At 52.6% G+C, this 14,722-nt stretch carries 17 protein-coding genes; 11 read left to right on the top strand and 6 right to left on the bottom strand.

Features of this window, described 5'->3' with window-relative positions:
• Positions 1-45: 45 nt before the first annotated feature.
• The gene (gene prfA / locus HHO50_RS16105) at positions 46-1,119 is read left to right on the top strand and encodes a peptide chain release factor 1 (RefSeq protein ID WP_181307358.1); all 1,074 of its coding nucleotides are present in this window, start codon (positions 46-48) and stop codon (positions 1,117-1,119) included.
• A gap of 2 nt (positions 1,120-1,121) precedes the next feature.
• Here prfA and HHO50_RS16100 read toward each other — a convergent pair whose 3' ends face one another.
• On the bottom strand, positions 1,122-1,283 hold the full coding sequence (locus tag HHO50_RS16100) for a hypothetical protein (RefSeq protein WP_181307356.1): 162 nt from the start codon (positions 1,281-1,283) through the stop codon (positions 1,122-1,124).
• A gap of 34 nt (positions 1,284-1,317) precedes the next feature.
• Here HHO50_RS16100 and HHO50_RS16095 point away from each other — a divergent pair, with 34 nt between their 5' ends.
• Both HHO50_RS16095 and HHO50_RS16090 read left to right on the top strand, forming a co-directional pair.
• Positions 1,318-2,715 (top strand): hypothetical protein, encoded by a 1,398-nt coding sequence (locus tag HHO50_RS16095; RefSeq protein WP_181307354.1) that lies wholly within the window; start codon positions 1,318-1,320, stop codon positions 2,713-2,715.
• A gap of 15 nt (positions 2,716-2,730) precedes the next feature.
• The gene (locus HHO50_RS16090; protein ID WP_181307352.1) at positions 2,731-3,153 is read left to right on the top strand and encodes a secondary thiamine-phosphate synthase enzyme YjbQ; all 423 of its coding nucleotides are present in this window, start codon (positions 2,731-2,733) and stop codon (positions 3,151-3,153) included.
• 86 nt (positions 3,154-3,239) lie between these two features.
• Here HHO50_RS16090 and HHO50_RS16085 read toward each other — a convergent pair whose 3' ends face one another.
• The 3 genes from HHO50_RS16085 to HHO50_RS16075 form a co-directional block, all read right to left on the bottom strand.
• A complete protein-coding gene (locus HHO50_RS16085) occupies positions 3,240-4,115 on the bottom strand; it encodes a hypothetical protein (RefSeq protein ID WP_181307350.1) in 876 nt (291 codons plus the stop codon).
• On the bottom strand, positions 4,112-4,843 hold the full coding sequence (locus HHO50_RS16080; protein ID WP_181307347.1) for a hypothetical protein: 732 nt from the start codon (positions 4,841-4,843) through the stop codon (positions 4,112-4,114). Before HHO50_RS16080 ends, HHO50_RS16085 begins: the two co-directional genes overlap by 4 nt.
• A 312-nt stretch (positions 4,844-5,155) precedes the next feature.
• Positions 5,156-7,390, bottom strand: coding sequence for an ATP-binding protein (locus HHO50_RS16075; protein WP_181307345.1), 2,235 nt, complete (start codon positions 7,388-7,390; stop codon positions 5,156-5,158).
• A 160-nt stretch (positions 7,391-7,550) separates the two neighbouring features.
• On the opposite strand from HHO50_RS16075, the gene HHO50_RS16070 reads away from it, so the two are divergent.
• Positions 7,551-7,850, top strand: coding sequence for an antibiotic biosynthesis monooxygenase (locus HHO50_RS16070; RefSeq protein ID WP_181307337.1), 300 nt, complete (start codon positions 7,551-7,553; stop codon positions 7,848-7,850).
• A 12-nt stretch (positions 7,851-7,862) separates the two neighbouring features.
• Here the strand turns inward: HHO50_RS16070 and HHO50_RS16065 are convergent, their stop codons facing one another.
• Both HHO50_RS16065 and gpmI read right to left on the bottom strand, forming a co-directional pair.
• Positions 7,863-8,468 (bottom strand): hypothetical protein, encoded by a 606-nt coding sequence (locus tag HHO50_RS16065; RefSeq protein ID WP_181307335.1) that lies wholly within the window; start codon positions 8,466-8,468, stop codon positions 7,863-7,865.
• Positions 8,469-8,603: 135 nt separating this feature from the next.
• Positions 8,604-10,139, bottom strand: a complete 1,536-nt coding sequence (gpmI, locus tag HHO50_RS16060; protein WP_181307333.1) for a 2,3-bisphosphoglycerate-independent phosphoglycerate mutase — start codon at positions 10,137-10,139, stop codon at positions 8,604-8,606.
• A gap of 142 nt (positions 10,140-10,281) precedes the next feature.
• Between gpmI and HHO50_RS16055 the strand changes: the two genes are divergently transcribed.
• From HHO50_RS16055 to HHO50_RS16025, 7 genes are all read left to right on the top strand, one after another.
• Entirely contained in the window at positions 10,282-10,683 is a 402-nt protein-coding gene (locus tag HHO50_RS16055; RefSeq protein ID WP_181307331.1) for a DUF4783 domain-containing protein, read from the top strand.
• A 123-nt stretch (positions 10,684-10,806) separates the two neighbouring features.
• The gene (gene nadC, locus HHO50_RS16050) at positions 10,807-11,667 is read left to right on the top strand and encodes a carboxylating nicotinate-nucleotide diphosphorylase (RefSeq protein WP_181307329.1); all 861 of its coding nucleotides are present in this window, start codon (positions 10,807-10,809) and stop codon (positions 11,665-11,667) included.
• A gap of 137 nt (positions 11,668-11,804) precedes the next feature.
• On the top strand, positions 11,805-12,404 hold the full coding sequence (locus tag HHO50_RS16045) for a YcxB family protein (RefSeq protein ID WP_181307328.1): 600 nt from the start codon (positions 11,805-11,807) through the stop codon (positions 12,402-12,404).
• A 45-nt stretch (positions 12,405-12,449) separates the two neighbouring features.
• A complete protein-coding gene (locus tag HHO50_RS16040) occupies positions 12,450-12,743 on the top strand; it encodes a hypothetical protein (protein ID WP_181307327.1) in 294 nt (97 codons plus the stop codon).
• Positions 12,744-12,828: 85 nt separating this feature from the next.
• A complete protein-coding gene (locus HHO50_RS16035) occupies positions 12,829-13,113 on the top strand; it encodes a heavy metal-binding domain-containing protein (RefSeq protein ID WP_181307326.1) in 285 nt (94 codons plus the stop codon).
• A gap of 65 nt (positions 13,114-13,178) precedes the next feature.
• Positions 13,179-13,922: a cyclopropane-fatty-acyl-phospholipid synthase family protein gene (locus HHO50_RS16030; protein WP_181307324.1), complete on the top strand. Its 744-nt coding sequence runs from the start codon at positions 13,179-13,181 to the stop codon at positions 13,920-13,922.
• Positions 13,919-14,707 carry a ZIP family metal transporter gene (locus tag HHO50_RS16025; RefSeq protein WP_181307322.1) on the top strand — a complete coding sequence of 263 codons (789 nt, stop codon included), beginning with the start codon at positions 13,919-13,921 and terminating at the stop codon, positions 14,705-14,707. The genes HHO50_RS16030 and HHO50_RS16025 overlap by 4 nt, the downstream gene beginning before the upstream one ends.
• Positions 14,708-14,722: the final 15 nt, after the last annotated feature.

The raw sequence follows: 14,722 nt of genomic DNA, 5'->3' as shown, positions 1-14,722 counted from the left end.
CCGGAAATTTCGTATCTTTGCGGCCTGAATTAAGTAAAGCAGAAGATGTTAGATAAACTGGAAGCCATAAAGCAGCGGTTTGAAGAGGTAAATGAGCAACTCATCCAGCCAGATGTAGCCAGTGACCTTAAAAGATATAAGTCTCTGAACAAAGAGTTCAAAGACCTGGAGAAGATTGTAGCCGAGTACGAGCGTTATAAGCTGTTGCTCAGCAACATTGAGCACACCAAAGCAGTCATTGCCACTGAGAAAGACGAAGACTTCCGCGAGATGGCCAAAGAAGAATTAGATGAGCTTCTGCCGCAGCGGGCCGAGATGGAGGAGCGCATCAAAGAAATGCTGATCCCCACCGACCCAGATGACAGCAAAGACATTATCATGGAGATCAGGGCGGGTGCCGGGGGCGATGAAGCCTCTCTTTTCGCGGGCGATTTGTACCGTATGTACAGCCGCTACGCAGAAAAGAAAGGCTGGAAAATGGAAGTGATTGACGTGATGGAAGGCACCGCCGGTGGCTACAAAGAGGTGATTGTGGGCATCAAAGGCGAAGACGTGTACGGCAAGCTGAAGTTTGAGTCTGGCGTGCACCGCGTACAGCGCGTACCCGCTACTGAGACCGCCGGCCGTATCCACACATCGGTGGCATCAGTGGTGGTGTTGCCAGAGGTGGAAGAGCTGGACGTGGAACTGAACATGAACGACATCCGCAAAGACCTTTTCATGTCCTCGGGGCCCGGCGGGCAGAGTGTGAACACCACGTATTCCGCCGTTCGGTTAACGCACATTCCTACCGGAATTGTAGCCCAGTGCCAAGACCAGAAATCGCAGCTCAAGAACTTTGACAAGGCCCTGGCCGTGTTGCGTTCCCGTATTTACGAGATAGAGTTAGCCAAGAAAAACGAAGCGGAAGGTGCCCAGCGCAAGAGCATGGTAGGCGGCGGCGACCGTTCCGATAAAATCAGAACCTACAACTACCCGCAGGGCCGCGTCACCGATCACCGCATCGGCTTAACGGTATACAACCTGCCTAGCGTAGTAGACGGTAACATTGATGAGTTTGTGGAGCAACTCCGGATTGCCGAGAACGCTGAGCGTTTGAAAGAAGGAGCCCAGGCCTAATCTTAATAATGACAGAAAGCGCAGCTCCAGAGGGCTGCGCTTTTTTGTTTCTTCGCCTTTTTGGCCTGTTTTGCAGAAAGAAGGCCTAAAACGTAAAGTAACCAGAAAGCACGTTTAGGCACAGAAAGCTTTGCAATAGAGATAAATCCGTTAGCAATACTCATACTACACCACCCTGGTCAATACGTTACTTCAGCCATGAGCCACTTCTTCCCTCCTGCTTCCTGGCGCTTCTGGCTTAAAAGCCTGCTGCTGCTGTGCGCCACGGGGTGGTGGATGAGTGCCTGTACGCCGCGCGAGGAGGAAATCACCCCAGATGCCAGTGCCCTGCTTCGGCTGGAGGCCGATACGGTGTGGTTTGACACGGTTTTCACCGAAGTAGGCAGCGTGACCAAACGCCTGAAAGTCTACAACCCTCATAAGAACGCGGTCAGAATCTCAGAGATCAAAGTGGGCGGCTTGGGGGCATCACCGTTTCAGGTGTTTGTGAACGGGGTGCCGGGGCCGATGTTGGAGAACGTGGAACTTAGAGGGAAAGACAGCCTGCTCATTCTGGTTAAAGCCTCCATCCATCCCAACGCCCAGGAGCAGCCGTTTCTGGTCAATGACTCCATCCTGTTCCTGACCAACGGAAACCGGCAGAAAGTAAAGCTGCTGGCCTACGGGCAGAACGCGACCTACTACCGCCACAACTACACAACTGCTCCCGCCGAGGTCTGGACGGCCGCCAAGGCGCACGTCATCTATGACTCCGTGACAGTGCCGGCGGGGCAGACGCTCACCATCCAGAAAGGCAGCCAGATACATCTGCACCGCAACGCCAAGATAAAGGTGCTGGGCACTTTGAAAGTGGAGGGCGAGCACGAGAAGCGGGTAGTGTTCCAGCAGGTGCGCAGGGAAGAACAATACCGCAACGCGCCGGGGCAATGGCAAGGGTTGGAGTTTCTGCCCGGCAGCCAGAACAATGAACTAAACTACACCGAGCTAAAGAATGCCGTCACGGGTATTTATTTAAGGGCCGAAGGCACCAATGTTCCACAGGTAACGCTAAGAAACGCTTTTCTGAAAAACATGCTGCAAAACGGCGTGTTGAGCCATGGCGGAAACGTGCGCCTGGAGAACAGCATTATCGCCAATTGCGGGCAGTATTCCTTTGCCGGCATAGGCGGGGGTGTCTATGCCATCTACTTCAGTACACTGGCCAATTACAGCAATGACTTTGTGAGGAATAGCCCGTCTATTCTTTTTGAGGAAGGTGCCCAGGCTTACCAAGCCAAGATTATCAACAGCATTTTGTGGGGGCGGCAGGAAGAGGAACTACAGTTGGAACCCTTAGCCTTGGGCTCTACGGCTGAAATAAGGAATTCTTTTGTGAGAACGAAGAAGTATGCCGCACAATTGGGAGAGGCGGCCTTGCAGAATAAGATCAACGTAGACCCTTTGTTCCGCGATGGGCCTATGTTTGACTTCCAGCTTATAAAGCTGTCTCCGGCCAACGCCGCGGGCGTACCGGTGCCGGGCATTACCGTAGATTACGAGAACAAACCCCGTGATGCGCAGAAGCCCGATGCCGGGGCGCTGGAAGTAGATTATTAATTCACTCTTTCGCTTATGAAGTGGTTTCAGAAAACGCTCCGGTTACCCGCCGTTAAACGGGGCTTTCACCTCATCACCGATCTGCTGGAAGCGCAACTGCCCGAACTGGAGGAGATAGAAGTGGGGCTGGCACATATTTTCATCCAGCATACCTCGGCCAGCCTTTCCATCAACGAGAACGCTGACCCCACCGTGCGGCATGATTTTGAGCAGCACTTCAACCTCATGGTGCCCGAGAACGCCCCCTATTACCGCCACACCCTGGAAGGGCCCGATGACATGCCGGCGCACATCAAAGCGGCCTTGCTGGGAAATTCCGTCACCGTGCCCATTACCCACGGCCAATTCAATCTGGGCACCTGGCAAGGCGTCTACCTCTGCGAACACCGCGACCAAGGCGGCAAACGCACGGTGGTGGTTACTTTGCAGGGGAAATAGATTTTTTGGCCAGACAAAAAAAAGCTGTTTTAGACCTGCTTTCCGGAAAACAGGCCTAAAACAGCTAATTGGAATTCTACAGAAGATTAATGGTTGAACCGCAAACCAATGGAAAGGTCAATTCTGGCCAGGTTTTCATAGCTGTCTTCGTCCAGGGTAACGGTTTGGGTGCTTCGCCCGTCACTTACCTCATATTCTTTCAGCACCCCAGACACCAGGGACAATTGTAGGCCCAGCCCCAGATTCTTGGAGATTTTCATGTCATAGCCAATATCTGCCGAGAACCCGAACGTGCTTCCTTTGATGGTGAACTTGTCTATGAGTACGGCATTGTCTTGGTAGCCCAGATAGCCCAACCCTACATTAAAGAGCAAGGCATTGAGTTTGTTCGCGTTCAACATTCTGGAGCTGAAATAAGGGCCTATGAAATGGATGGTGATGTCATCACTCATTTTGCCATACACCTGGGTGCCGTCTGGCCGGGTGGCCGAAACATTCTCTATTTCATTGCTGGCCCGGTAAGAACTGTATCTAAGCCCCGCGCCCATTTGCTCTGAGAAGTAATAAGCGGCATCGGCGCTTAGGTTGTAGCCTTTCTTCAAATCCTGGATGTAGTCTTTGACGGCGGCGTCTAAGCCTTCTGCTACGCTGGCGGTGCGGTAACTCCAGCCCCCGCTCACTCCCCCCCTGAAGCGGGGATACGCCTGGGTGTAGAGGGCTTTATGATCCTCGGGGATAGCGCTGGTGGCGTAGTAGTTGTACTGGTACTGCTTCACCAACGACTTCAAAAGCAACGTCTTTCTCACTTCGTCTTTATGCACGAAGGTGAAGTAGATCCGGTCTTTGGCTATTTTGCTTATTTTGCAGTTCAGGGAATCGCCTTCCTGGGTCACAATCAAGTCCTGGGCCTGCAGTTGGTAACCGGCAATGGTTAGAAATAGAAGGAGTAGCAGTTTTTTCATTTCTTCTTGCTCTCCTTCTCTTTGATAGATTGGTATTCCATTTTCCCGGCGGCTTTGCTCACTACCTCTACCTGCGGACGGCCCACAAAAGCACCCATGGAAACGGCGCATCTCACGTAGTATTCGCGGCCAATCTCAATGTTGATGGGGGCTTCCACTTTCTTCTCAGTTTTGGCCCAGAGCGTGTTCAGGCCATCTTTCTTCACTTTGATGGTCTGTTTCCAGTTATTCTTCACCCGGCACAGAAGTGAATCTCCTAAGTAAAGGTCATAGTTAATTAGTGGGCCTATGCCACTGGGCCGGTACACGTGCAGCAGGGCGTAATCTACGCCGGCCAGAAGCGTGTCTTGTGGAAGGGTAGAGACCAGCACATCCTCAAAGTTGGACACCTTTAGAATGGTGGCGGTAATTCTGTGGCAGGAACTGGTCATGAGGTTGGGAGCCTGATGCTCCACAATCTTCAAGGCGTTGCCACCGGCTTTACGGGCTTCCAGTTTGGCTTTCTCCAGCATGACCTCCCAGCCGCAGTTGGTGGTAAAGCCGGTGTCTCCCACTTTAACGGTTCCAATTTCCTCGGCATTCTGGGGAACAGGGGCTTGCAGGTCAAACACGCGCACCTCTTCGCGGTAGTCCAGGGCGGCATAGTTGGTGGTAAGAAGGCTGGTGGAAATCTTTGGGGCGCACGCGGCTAAACAGATGAATAGCAGCAAAATGCTTACGTTTCTCATGATAGGTGAACAGAGTGGTAGTGAAAGGGTTGTAAAAAGGACGCATCTAAGATATTGGTTTTCTACATATTCTACTACAGGGTAGGTAGAGAAGGGGCAATTTATTTCTGGTTTCGACCTGATAAAGGTACATTTCTGCTACTTGTCCTAAGAACTGGGAGTGATATCTAAGAATTGTACTAGAAAAAGATGGTTGTTTAAGGCCTGCTTTTTGGAAAACAGGCCTTAAACGGCATGTGCTTATAACGAAGCTCCTTGCTTTGCAAAAAGGATTTTGGAGGGATGTGCCAGCCCAAGAGGATGAGCAACTGCTTACCGCGTTTTGGGTGAATAGGCTATGTTGGTGAAATTCACCGTAAAGGTGGTGCCTTTGCCCAATGCGCTGTCCACGTCTATGGTGCCGCCCAAGGCATTTACCTGCATCTTGGTGAGGTAAAGCCCCAAGCCTTTGGATTGTTCGGTTTGGTGGAACACCTTGTACAGACCAAACAGCTTGTCTCCTATCCGGTCAAGGTTCATGCCCACGCCGTTGTCAGAAACGGAAAGATGCAGCGTTTTGCCGGTGCGCCAGCTTTTGACTATGACTACCGGCGGGCGCTCTGGCGAACGGTACTTGAGTGCGTTTGAGATGAAGTTGTGTAAAATGCTCTCCAAATAGAGTTTAGGCATAAAGATGGAAGGCACCTCCAACTCAGACCAAATCTGCGCCCCAGTTTGCTCCAAAATGTCGCCCAGGTTTTGGGTTTCCTTCTGAATCAGTTCCTGTAAATTAACTTCTTTCTCTGGAAGTTGCCGCAACAGATGCGTCTTTAGAATAACATTTAAATCATCTATGGTTTCGGCCATGTTGTCGCTTACCTTCTTTACGCTATTCATGACGTACGTGGCACTGTCCTCGCCAGGCTCGTCTTCGTAGAACCGGTGCAGGCCTTGAATGGTAGCCAAAGGGGAACGCAGGTTGTGGGAGATGATGTACGCGAAATCTTCCAGCTGCGCATTTCTGGTGCGTAACTGGTCTGTGTTGAGCTGGAGTTCCTGGTTCAGGTTCTGCAATTCTGCGGTCTGGTTCCGGAGCCGGATAGCCACCAAATCCTTCAACAGGATTCGGGTAATTTCTACCTCGTTCAGGCTCCAGGGTTTTGATTTGCCTTTGATCACCTCCAGCCATTTCTCAAACGACTTTCTGGGGTGAATGCCCAGGTTGTCTTTAGACACAGGCTTTTCTGGGTTGCCTGCCCAGGTTCTGGTTTCGTTTATCTCCGGTTTAAAGAACAGCAGGTACTCTTGGTTGTAACGGGAGATCTCCAAGGCCAGCAGGCCACTAGCCGTGCTGGTGAAGTCTTTCGCCGCAGGCCATTCCGCAGACAGTTGGCGGGTACAGAACACACCGTCAGCGACATGCTCAGAAAGCCATTGCACCAGGTGCCTGATTTGCTCTTGCGTGGGAGTAATGCCGAACGTAGTCAAGGTGCCATCCTGCAGAAGCGCTGCGCCATGGCCTTCGGTGAGATCCAGCAAGGTGGGCTCCTGGTGGAACAGGCCTTCGGGCATGGGCAAGCCACTGTTCAAATGCTGCACCAGTGCCTGCTTTGCCAGTTTGTACTGCTCAAACTGCTCCTGATCGCGTTTCTCCTGAATAGAGGCAATCACATTCCCGAAGGTCTTGGTCACCAGGTCACAGAGTTGCCGCCGCCAGACGTCAATATACGTTGGCGCCAGATTGTGGCACGCAATCACGCCCCACAGCTTGTTTTTCACGATGATGGAGAACGAGATGGTAGCCGCCACCCCCGTGTTCCGGACGTACTCCAGGTGTATCTCAGAAGGGTTGCGCAGTTCTGACCGCAGAATGTTGGTAGGTGCGCCGGTGCTTGGGTTGAAGTACGGGAAAATCTGTACGGCCTGGGCGTTCACGTCTGGGATTTGGCGCACGTGCTTGTGCAGCAGCAGCTCCCGCGCCGGAACCGGAATGTCGGAGGCCGGAAAATGGTGACCAATGAAGGAATGCAGGTGCGGGGCGCGGCTCTCGGCAATCACATCGGTGTTCCACTCCTGGTCAAATTGGGTGATGTCTACGCGGTCATAGTGCAGGATGGTGCGCAGCGTGTCGGCCACGGTTTGGGCTACCTCTTCCAGCGTGTATAAATGGTTGAGGCGGTTGTGGAGTTGCCCGAGAAGGATGTTGTGGTGCATCTTCTCCGCATTGGGGTAAGGGGCGCTGGGCTCACATTCCAGCACTAGTTTCGCCTCGGTTTTATGAAGATAGCCTATAAACGGAACGCCGCTTAACGTAAGAAAATGGGTGCCAGGCAGCTGCGGGTCAAACGTATTTTCTTCCTCAGAAAGAAGGTTTTCCAGCGGTTTTCCTAAGATTTCCTCCAGAGAAAGCGGCAGGTAATCGCCCACATTTCTGCTGGCCTGTTCAATCTGCAAGGTCTCCTGGTTTAAAACCAGCAGAAAACCGTGGGGTTGAATGCGACCAATCAGGTGGATGGGCTCCGTGTCACAATTGGAAAGATCAACGCGGTGATTCTGATAGTTTTGCATGCTGTTTCTACCTTCCGGAAGGGGGTATTGGGCAAAGATAAGAGCTTTGGCTAACGCACGAAGGAATATGTACGTTATATATTTTCTGATTTACCTCCAAGTACCACATCTTTCTGGGAAATCTCTGTAAGGATACCGTCTTAACGCTTACTTTTGCCCTATGTTTGTTTCCCTCAGTTCCTTCACCATTGCCAATGACACCGAAGCCAGTGTAAAAGAGGCGTTCAAAAACAGGCCCCACTTGGTGGACAACGCACCCGGTTTCCAGAAGCTGGAAGTGCTTTCGCCGCAGGACAGCCCCAATGAGCTCTGGCTCATGACTTACTGGGACGATGAAGAGAGTTTCAAGACCTGGTACAAAAGCCACCAGTACCAAGACTCACACAAAGGCATCCCGAAGGATACCAAACTGGTGCCGGGCAGTGTGAAAATCAGGTATTTTACCAAAGTAAGCGAATAAACCAGGGGCAGGTTACCGGGCAATCTCCCCCAGCACACCATAGCGTTGGGCATCCATGAACATAAGCTTCTGGGTCTCATCCAGGCGGTAAAGGCGGATTGTTGGGGCTGCACTGGGCTGTGCCTCCAGATGCAGGATCTTCTGGGTATTAAACAGCATGTTCTCCTGCACAATGGTGGCATCTACCTGAACTAACCGGCCCTGCGCATCAAAGAGGTACGTGACTTGCTGTACATTGGTGTCGGCGTCTTCTTTGGCAGTGTAACGGCGCACCTGCTGACCGAGAGGGTTGGTCTTCACTTCCTCCGTAAAGAGCCCGGCCAAGGCGGGTTTATTGATGTCAGCATCCGCAAAAGGGGCCAGTTCTTCTGCCCAGTTAATGGTAGAGATGGTCTTGGTCTCCGTAGGGTTATCGGCTGTAGAAACCGTTTTGGTGACCAATGCTTTCTGGGCGGAGAGCGCATCGGCTTCCTGATCCAGGAACCCTACCAAATCATACGCCTGATGGGTACTCTGCATCACGGGAGCGGCTGTCTCGTCCTGGCAGGCAGTGGTGCCCAACGTGAAAGCTAGAAGCAGTGCAAATAGGGATTTCTGAAACCAAAGACGAACAGGCATGGAGATGGGCATGAGTTGGGCAAAGACAGGAATAGGAAGAAGTTGTTTTTGGCTTGTTTTACGGAAAACAGCTAAAAAACGGAGACAGAGAAAGCAAAGGAGCTTCTCCGTCTCCGTTTTTTAGGGTAATGGTAGCTATACAATCTTGGGCGTGAGCAAAGACGTACCGGTCATCTCGGCCGGAGGCTGCACGCCTAACAAGGCCAGCACGGTGGGCGCGATGTCGCCTAATTTGCCGTCCAGCAGTTCGCCTTGGTAATCTTCATCGGCAAGGATGATGGGCACCAGGTTGGTGGTGTGGGCAGTGTTCGGCGTGCCGTCTGGGTTGCGCATCATGTCGGCGTTGCCGTGGTCGGCGATGATGATGGACGCGTAGCCGTGGGCTAAGGCAGCGGTGACTACGGCTTCGGCACATTGGTCAACGGTTTCCACCGCCTTTACGGCCGCTTCAAACACGCCGGTGTGGCCCACCATGTCTGGGTTGGCGAAGTTGAGGCAGATAAAATCAGCGGTTTCTGCTTCTATTTCGGGGACAATGGCGTCCCTGATGTCAAAGGCGCTCATCTCAGGTTGCAGGTCATAGGTGGCCACCTTCGGCGAAGGGCACAACAGACGTTTTTCGCCTTCAAACGGCTGCTCGCGGCCGCCGGAGAAGAAGAACGTCACGTGCGGGTATTTCTCGGTCTCGGCAATCCTGATCTGGGTTTTCCCGGCTTTCTCCAGCACTTCACCCAGCGTATTGGCCAGGTTGTCTTTGTCGAAGATGGGCTGTACGCCTACAAACGTGTCATCGTAGTTGGTGAGCGTGTAGTAGCGGAGGCTGAGCGGGTGCATGTCCTGCTCGGGGAACTCGCGCTGCGTTAAGGCTTGGGTAATTTCGCGGCCGCGGTCAGTCCTGAAGTTGAAACAGATGACCACGTCACCGTCTTTGATGTGCGCCAGCGGTTGGCCGTGCTCATCCTGGCACACAATAGGCTGGATGAATTCATCGGTTACGCCTTCGCTGTAAGACTCCTGTAAGGCTTCTTTCCAGTTTTTAGAGGCTTTGCCTTGGCCCTTCACCAGTAAGTCATAGGCCAGTTTCACGCGCTCCCAACGGTTGTCGCGGTCCATGGCGTAGTAGCGGCCAATAATGGAGGCTATCTTGCCGCCGGTGGTATCCAGGTGGTTCTGTAAATCGGTGAGGTAGGCTAGGCCGCCTTTGGGGTCGGTGTCGCGGCCGTCGGTGAAGGCGTGCACAAACACGTTTTCCAGCCCTCTTTCCTGCGCCAGCGTGCAAAGCGCTTTCAAATGTTCAATGTGCGAGTGTACGCCGCCGTCTGACACCAGCCCGATGAAATGCACCGGTTTGCCGTTTTCGCGGGCGAACTGGAAGGCATCCTGTAGCACCGGGTTTTGGTCCAGCGTTTTCTCTCTAATAGCGACGTTCACTTTCACCAGGTCTTGATACACTACGCGGCCTGCGCCCAGGTTCATGTGCCCTACCTCAGAGTTGCCCATCTGGCCCTCGGGCAGGCCTACGGCCTCACCAGAGGCTTCCAGCCGCGCGTGCGGGAACCGTTGGAACAAAGAATCTATGAATGGAGTATTGGCTTGGGCTATCGCCGATACGGAAGGGTCTGTGCCCAGGCCCCAGCCGTCTAGAATCATTAAAAGTACCTTCTTGCTCATGGGCGTAAAGATACAAGCCCGGCTGTAAAAAGTTGTGTTTGCCCTTTGATTCTGCAGATTTCCTGTATCTTTAGGCGTGTGAAGGTATCTGCCTTTGGCATAGTTTTGGCATGTGTTAAGTAAAACTTGCTTAAAAAGAGACATGAAAAATCTAAAGAGATTGATGGCGATGACCGTGGTGCTGTTGGGAATGCTGATAGGTGCCGGACAGGTTGCTGCCCAATCTGACGTGATGGGCGGCATCCAGTCGGCCATTAAAGCGGGCTCTTCCCGTGACCTGGCCCGCTACTTCAATTCAAAGGTAGACGTGAACATTGACGGCGACAACGGCAGCTTCAGCCAGAGCCAGGCCGAGATGGTGGTGCGGAACTTCTTCAGCAAAAATGCGCCGGTAAGTTTCAGCTTTGACCACCAGGGCGGTTCTGAAGACGGCCAGCGCTACGCCATTGGCAAATACACCCACAAAGGCGGCCGCTACAACGTGGTGGTGAAAGTGAAGAAATACGGCGATGCTTATAAGATTGACACCATTGAGTTTAAATAAAAGACCCAAGTAGCACGTAGCAAGACACAAGCCTTCTGCTCCAAAAGGAAATATAATTGGCCGCTTTGCGCCGATAGTTAGAAAAGGCACCGATAGTTCGGTGCCTTTTTTTATTTTTGCGCTGTGAAAGCATCCTACCTTACCCAAGAAGGCATTAGGGCATTTATCCGGCAGGCCCTGCAGGAAGACGTAGCCGACGGCGACCATTCGTCCCTGGCTTCCATTCCCGAGAGTGCCCAGAACCAGGCCAAGCTCCTGGTGAAAGACCGCGGTGTGCTGGCCGGGGTAGAGCTGGCCTGGAAAATCTTCCATGAAGTAGACCCAACACTCCGTTTGGAGGTGTTTTTACAAGACGGGGCCCAAATCAACCCCGGCGACATTGCGTTCACCGTGCACGGCAAAGCCCAGTCCATCTTAACCGCCGAACGTCTGGTCTTGAACTGCATGCAGCGCATGAGTGGCATTGCCACCTACACGCAGAGCCTGGTGAAACTGATTGAAGGCACCGGGGCCAAATTGCTGGATACCCGCAAGACCACGCCTAACTTCAGGATGATGGAAAAATGGGCGGTTCTCATTGGGGGCGGCACCAACCACCGGTTCGGGCTGTATGACATGGTCATGCTCAAAGACAACCACGTAGACTACGCCGGTGGCATCAAGCAAGCCATTGAAGCCACGCACCGCTACCTGGAGAAACTGGGTAAACCGTTGAAAATTGAAGTGGAAACCCGCAATCTGGACGAAGTGCGCCAAGCCTTGGAAACTGGCGGCATTGACCGCATCATGCTAGACAACTTTGCCGTATCTTTGCTGCGCGAAGCGGTAGAACTGATTGACGGCCGCTATGCAACCGAGGCCTCCGGCGGAATTACGGAGGAAACCATCAGAGCCGTGGCTGAAACCGGGGTGAACTACATTTCCGTAGGTGCCTTGACCCACTCCAACCGCAGTTTAGACCTGAGTTTGAAGGCGTTTAAATAGTAGCAAGTATCGTGTAGCAAGTAGCACGACAAGAATAAGTTTAAGAATACACTAAATCAAAGAAGTAAAAGAGAAGCAGAACGTAGGGAAGAAAATCTTGCTACTTGATACCTGCTACTTGATACTACCACAGAGTTATGCAACAACCAAATCAACGCGGCAACCAGCGGGTACAGCAGCAACAGCCTTTCAACCCATTGGCCATCCGCACGAAGAAGAATCAGTTAGATAAGAACAATTACGCCAAGATGGCGCTGGTACAGGTTTGGAAAAAGGAATGGTGGCGCGCCTTGATTCCGCTGGTGCTGTTCTCTCTGCCAGCCGCTTTCGCCTTCTCCTGGTGGTGGGTAGCCGGTGCCGTAATTGTAACCGTTCTGTATATTCTGGTACGCTCTGCGCAGGTGATGGGCGTGACCCAGATGGAGCAAAGCAACGTGCTGTTTGAGCGCGTGATGTTTGAGATTGACCAGCGCCAGATTCTCATGAAACGCAATGACCGCGAAGGCATGGCCCTGCAGTGGGACATGATTGAGCGCGTGACCCAAACCAAAGACGCCTACCAGATGTACCTGAAAGGCCCCGCCGCCGACCAACTGCCCAAAGGCTGGAAAGGCTGGCTTGCGAAGAATTTCAACGTGCCGGTATTTTTGCACCTGCCGTTCAGAATTTTCAACAGCCCCAATGACCTCAAATTGATGGAGTCTTTGTTGCGCCGTAAAAACTTTATTCCCGCGTAAGCGTCTAAAACTACAGAACCCGTTTTTGACTTAAATTTCTCTAAAATGATAAAAAACACCCTTTCCGTTTTCGCCTTGGCAGGTGCGCTTCTGCTGGCCTCCTGCAGCAGCCAGCCCTCTGATCTGCGTCCTGAGACAAAGGTTACTACTGATTACGTGCCCCCAGGAATGCGCAACAACACCTCTAACATTGACAATGTGAGCCAGGCAGAGGAAACCCGTGAAGATGTGCTGATTAACCACGATGAGCACGAGAACCAAACCAAGCCGGGCGCGGAGAAAGGCACGCTTCCTACCCAGAAGAGCAACAACAAAGAAGCCATAGAAAACCACAATTAATACATCTTACCCGAAGCCCGTTTTTGGTCTGTTTTTCTTATAATAGCCCAAAAACGGGCTTCGGCGTACCTTCTATTTTTCTATTATGAAGAAGATCTTTTTTACTTGGGCCATGGCACTGGCTACCGTTGCCACGGTAACTTCCTGCAACAACTCCGCTACGACAGAGCAGCCTGCCACTGCCGCTACGCCGGAAACCACCGCTACGGCAGACACAACCTCGGCCCAGGCCGGACAAATGGCGTACATCTGCCCCATGGAGTGTGAAGGCAGTGCCAGCATGCAGCCCGGCCAATGCCCGGTGTGCGGCATGGACTTAGTGAAGAATCCTGCCCCTCAGGCATCAGCTGACAGTACTGCCACCAGGTAAGGCCTTTGTCCCGCGGTGTAAGCGCCTGGGGTAAACGCGTTGCTGCTTCCTTTTCCTGCACCCGCATGACACATCCGGCAGATTGGTTTAACACCTGGTTTGATTCTCCGTATTACCACCTTCTGTACAAGAACCGGGACGCCCAGGAGGCTCAACGGTTCCTGGACAACCTCCTGCATCATCTTAGGCCTAACCCTGACGGCAGACTCATGGATCTGGCCTGCGGAAAAGGGAGGCATTCTGTCTACCTGAACCAGAAAGGCTATGACGTAACCGGGCTGGATCTGTCTGAGCAGAGCATTGCCTACGCCAAACAGTTTGAGAACGAGAAGCTGCGCTTCTTTGTGCATGACATGCGGGACGTGTTCCGGCCCCAGGCGTTTGACTTTGTCTTCAACCTGTTTACCAGCTTCGGGTATTTCCAAGCCGATTACGAGAACGTGGTAGCGTTGCGGGCCAGCACGGTTTCTCTTAAGCCCGGAGGCAAGTTCATCATTGATTTCATGAACACGCCCAGGGTGATCAACCGGTTGGTAGCCAAAGAGACCAAGGAAGTAGGCGGCATCGCCTTTCACATTACCCGTAAGGTAGAGGCTGGTTTCATTCTGAAGACCATCAGGTTTGAGGATAAGGGCCAACCGTATGAATTTATAGAAAGAGTACGGGCGCTCCAGTATCATGAGTTTCTGGAGTACTTCCAGATGGCCCAGCTGCGGATGGCCAGCGTGTTCGGGGATTATCACCTGGGCGCGTATGATCCGGAGAAGAGCGAACGTATGATTTTCATCCTGAAGAAATATCACCCATGATAGTAGCGGTTTCCGTTCTATTCTTTACTGTTTTGCTCTCGGGCTGGCTCGTGCGTTTTCTGCCGCAGAACAACCAGCGGTGGCTTAAACTGCTGTTGGCGTTTAGCGGGGCGTATTTGTTTGCGCTCACCATTCTGCACATTCTGCCAGATGTTTTGCTCAGCACCCAAGACCCGCATAGGGTAGGCTTTTACATTCTGGCGGGTTTCTTCCTGCAATTGGTGCTGGAAGTATTCTCGCAAGGGGTAGAGCACGGCCATATTCACGCGCATCCGCAGGGCAATGGCCACCATCACCACCACGGCGGCTCGGTACCGGTTCTGTTGTTGACTTCGCTGATCATTCACTCCTTTCTGGAAGGCAGCGTGATGGTGCAGAGCCGCATGGCCGCGCAGCAAGCGCATGAACACCTGCACCACCACGCGCACATAGGCGATAATTTCTACCATATTCTGGCTGGTATTGCGTTGCACCATATTCCGGCGGCCATTGCGCTTATGTCGGTGCTGGTGACGCAGCTGCATAGCTTTAAGAAAGCCTTCGGGTATCTGCTGCTGTTTGCCATTGCCTCGCCGCTGGGGTTGTTGTTCAGTAACTACGTGGCCCTGGAAAAGCTTCTTTCCGGCGAAGCCTACACCGTTTTGTCTGGGTTAGTGGTGGGTAACTTCCTGCACATTTCCACCACCATTTTATTTGAAACCAGCCCAGAGCACCGGTTCAACCGCGGAAAACTCCTAGCCACCCTGGCCGGTGCGCTGATTGCCATTGGAGCGGGTATGTTGTAAAGACTAAGACAGTTC

The organism is Rufibacter sp. XAAS-G3-1 (assembly GCF_013623775.1).
In the GTDB taxonomy this organism is placed as follows: domain Bacteria; phylum Bacteroidota; class Bacteroidia; order Cytophagales; family Hymenobacteraceae; genus Nibribacter.
The sequence above is the reverse complement of the archived record's forward strand: the minus strand, read 5'-3'. Positions and strand labels throughout refer to the sequence as shown.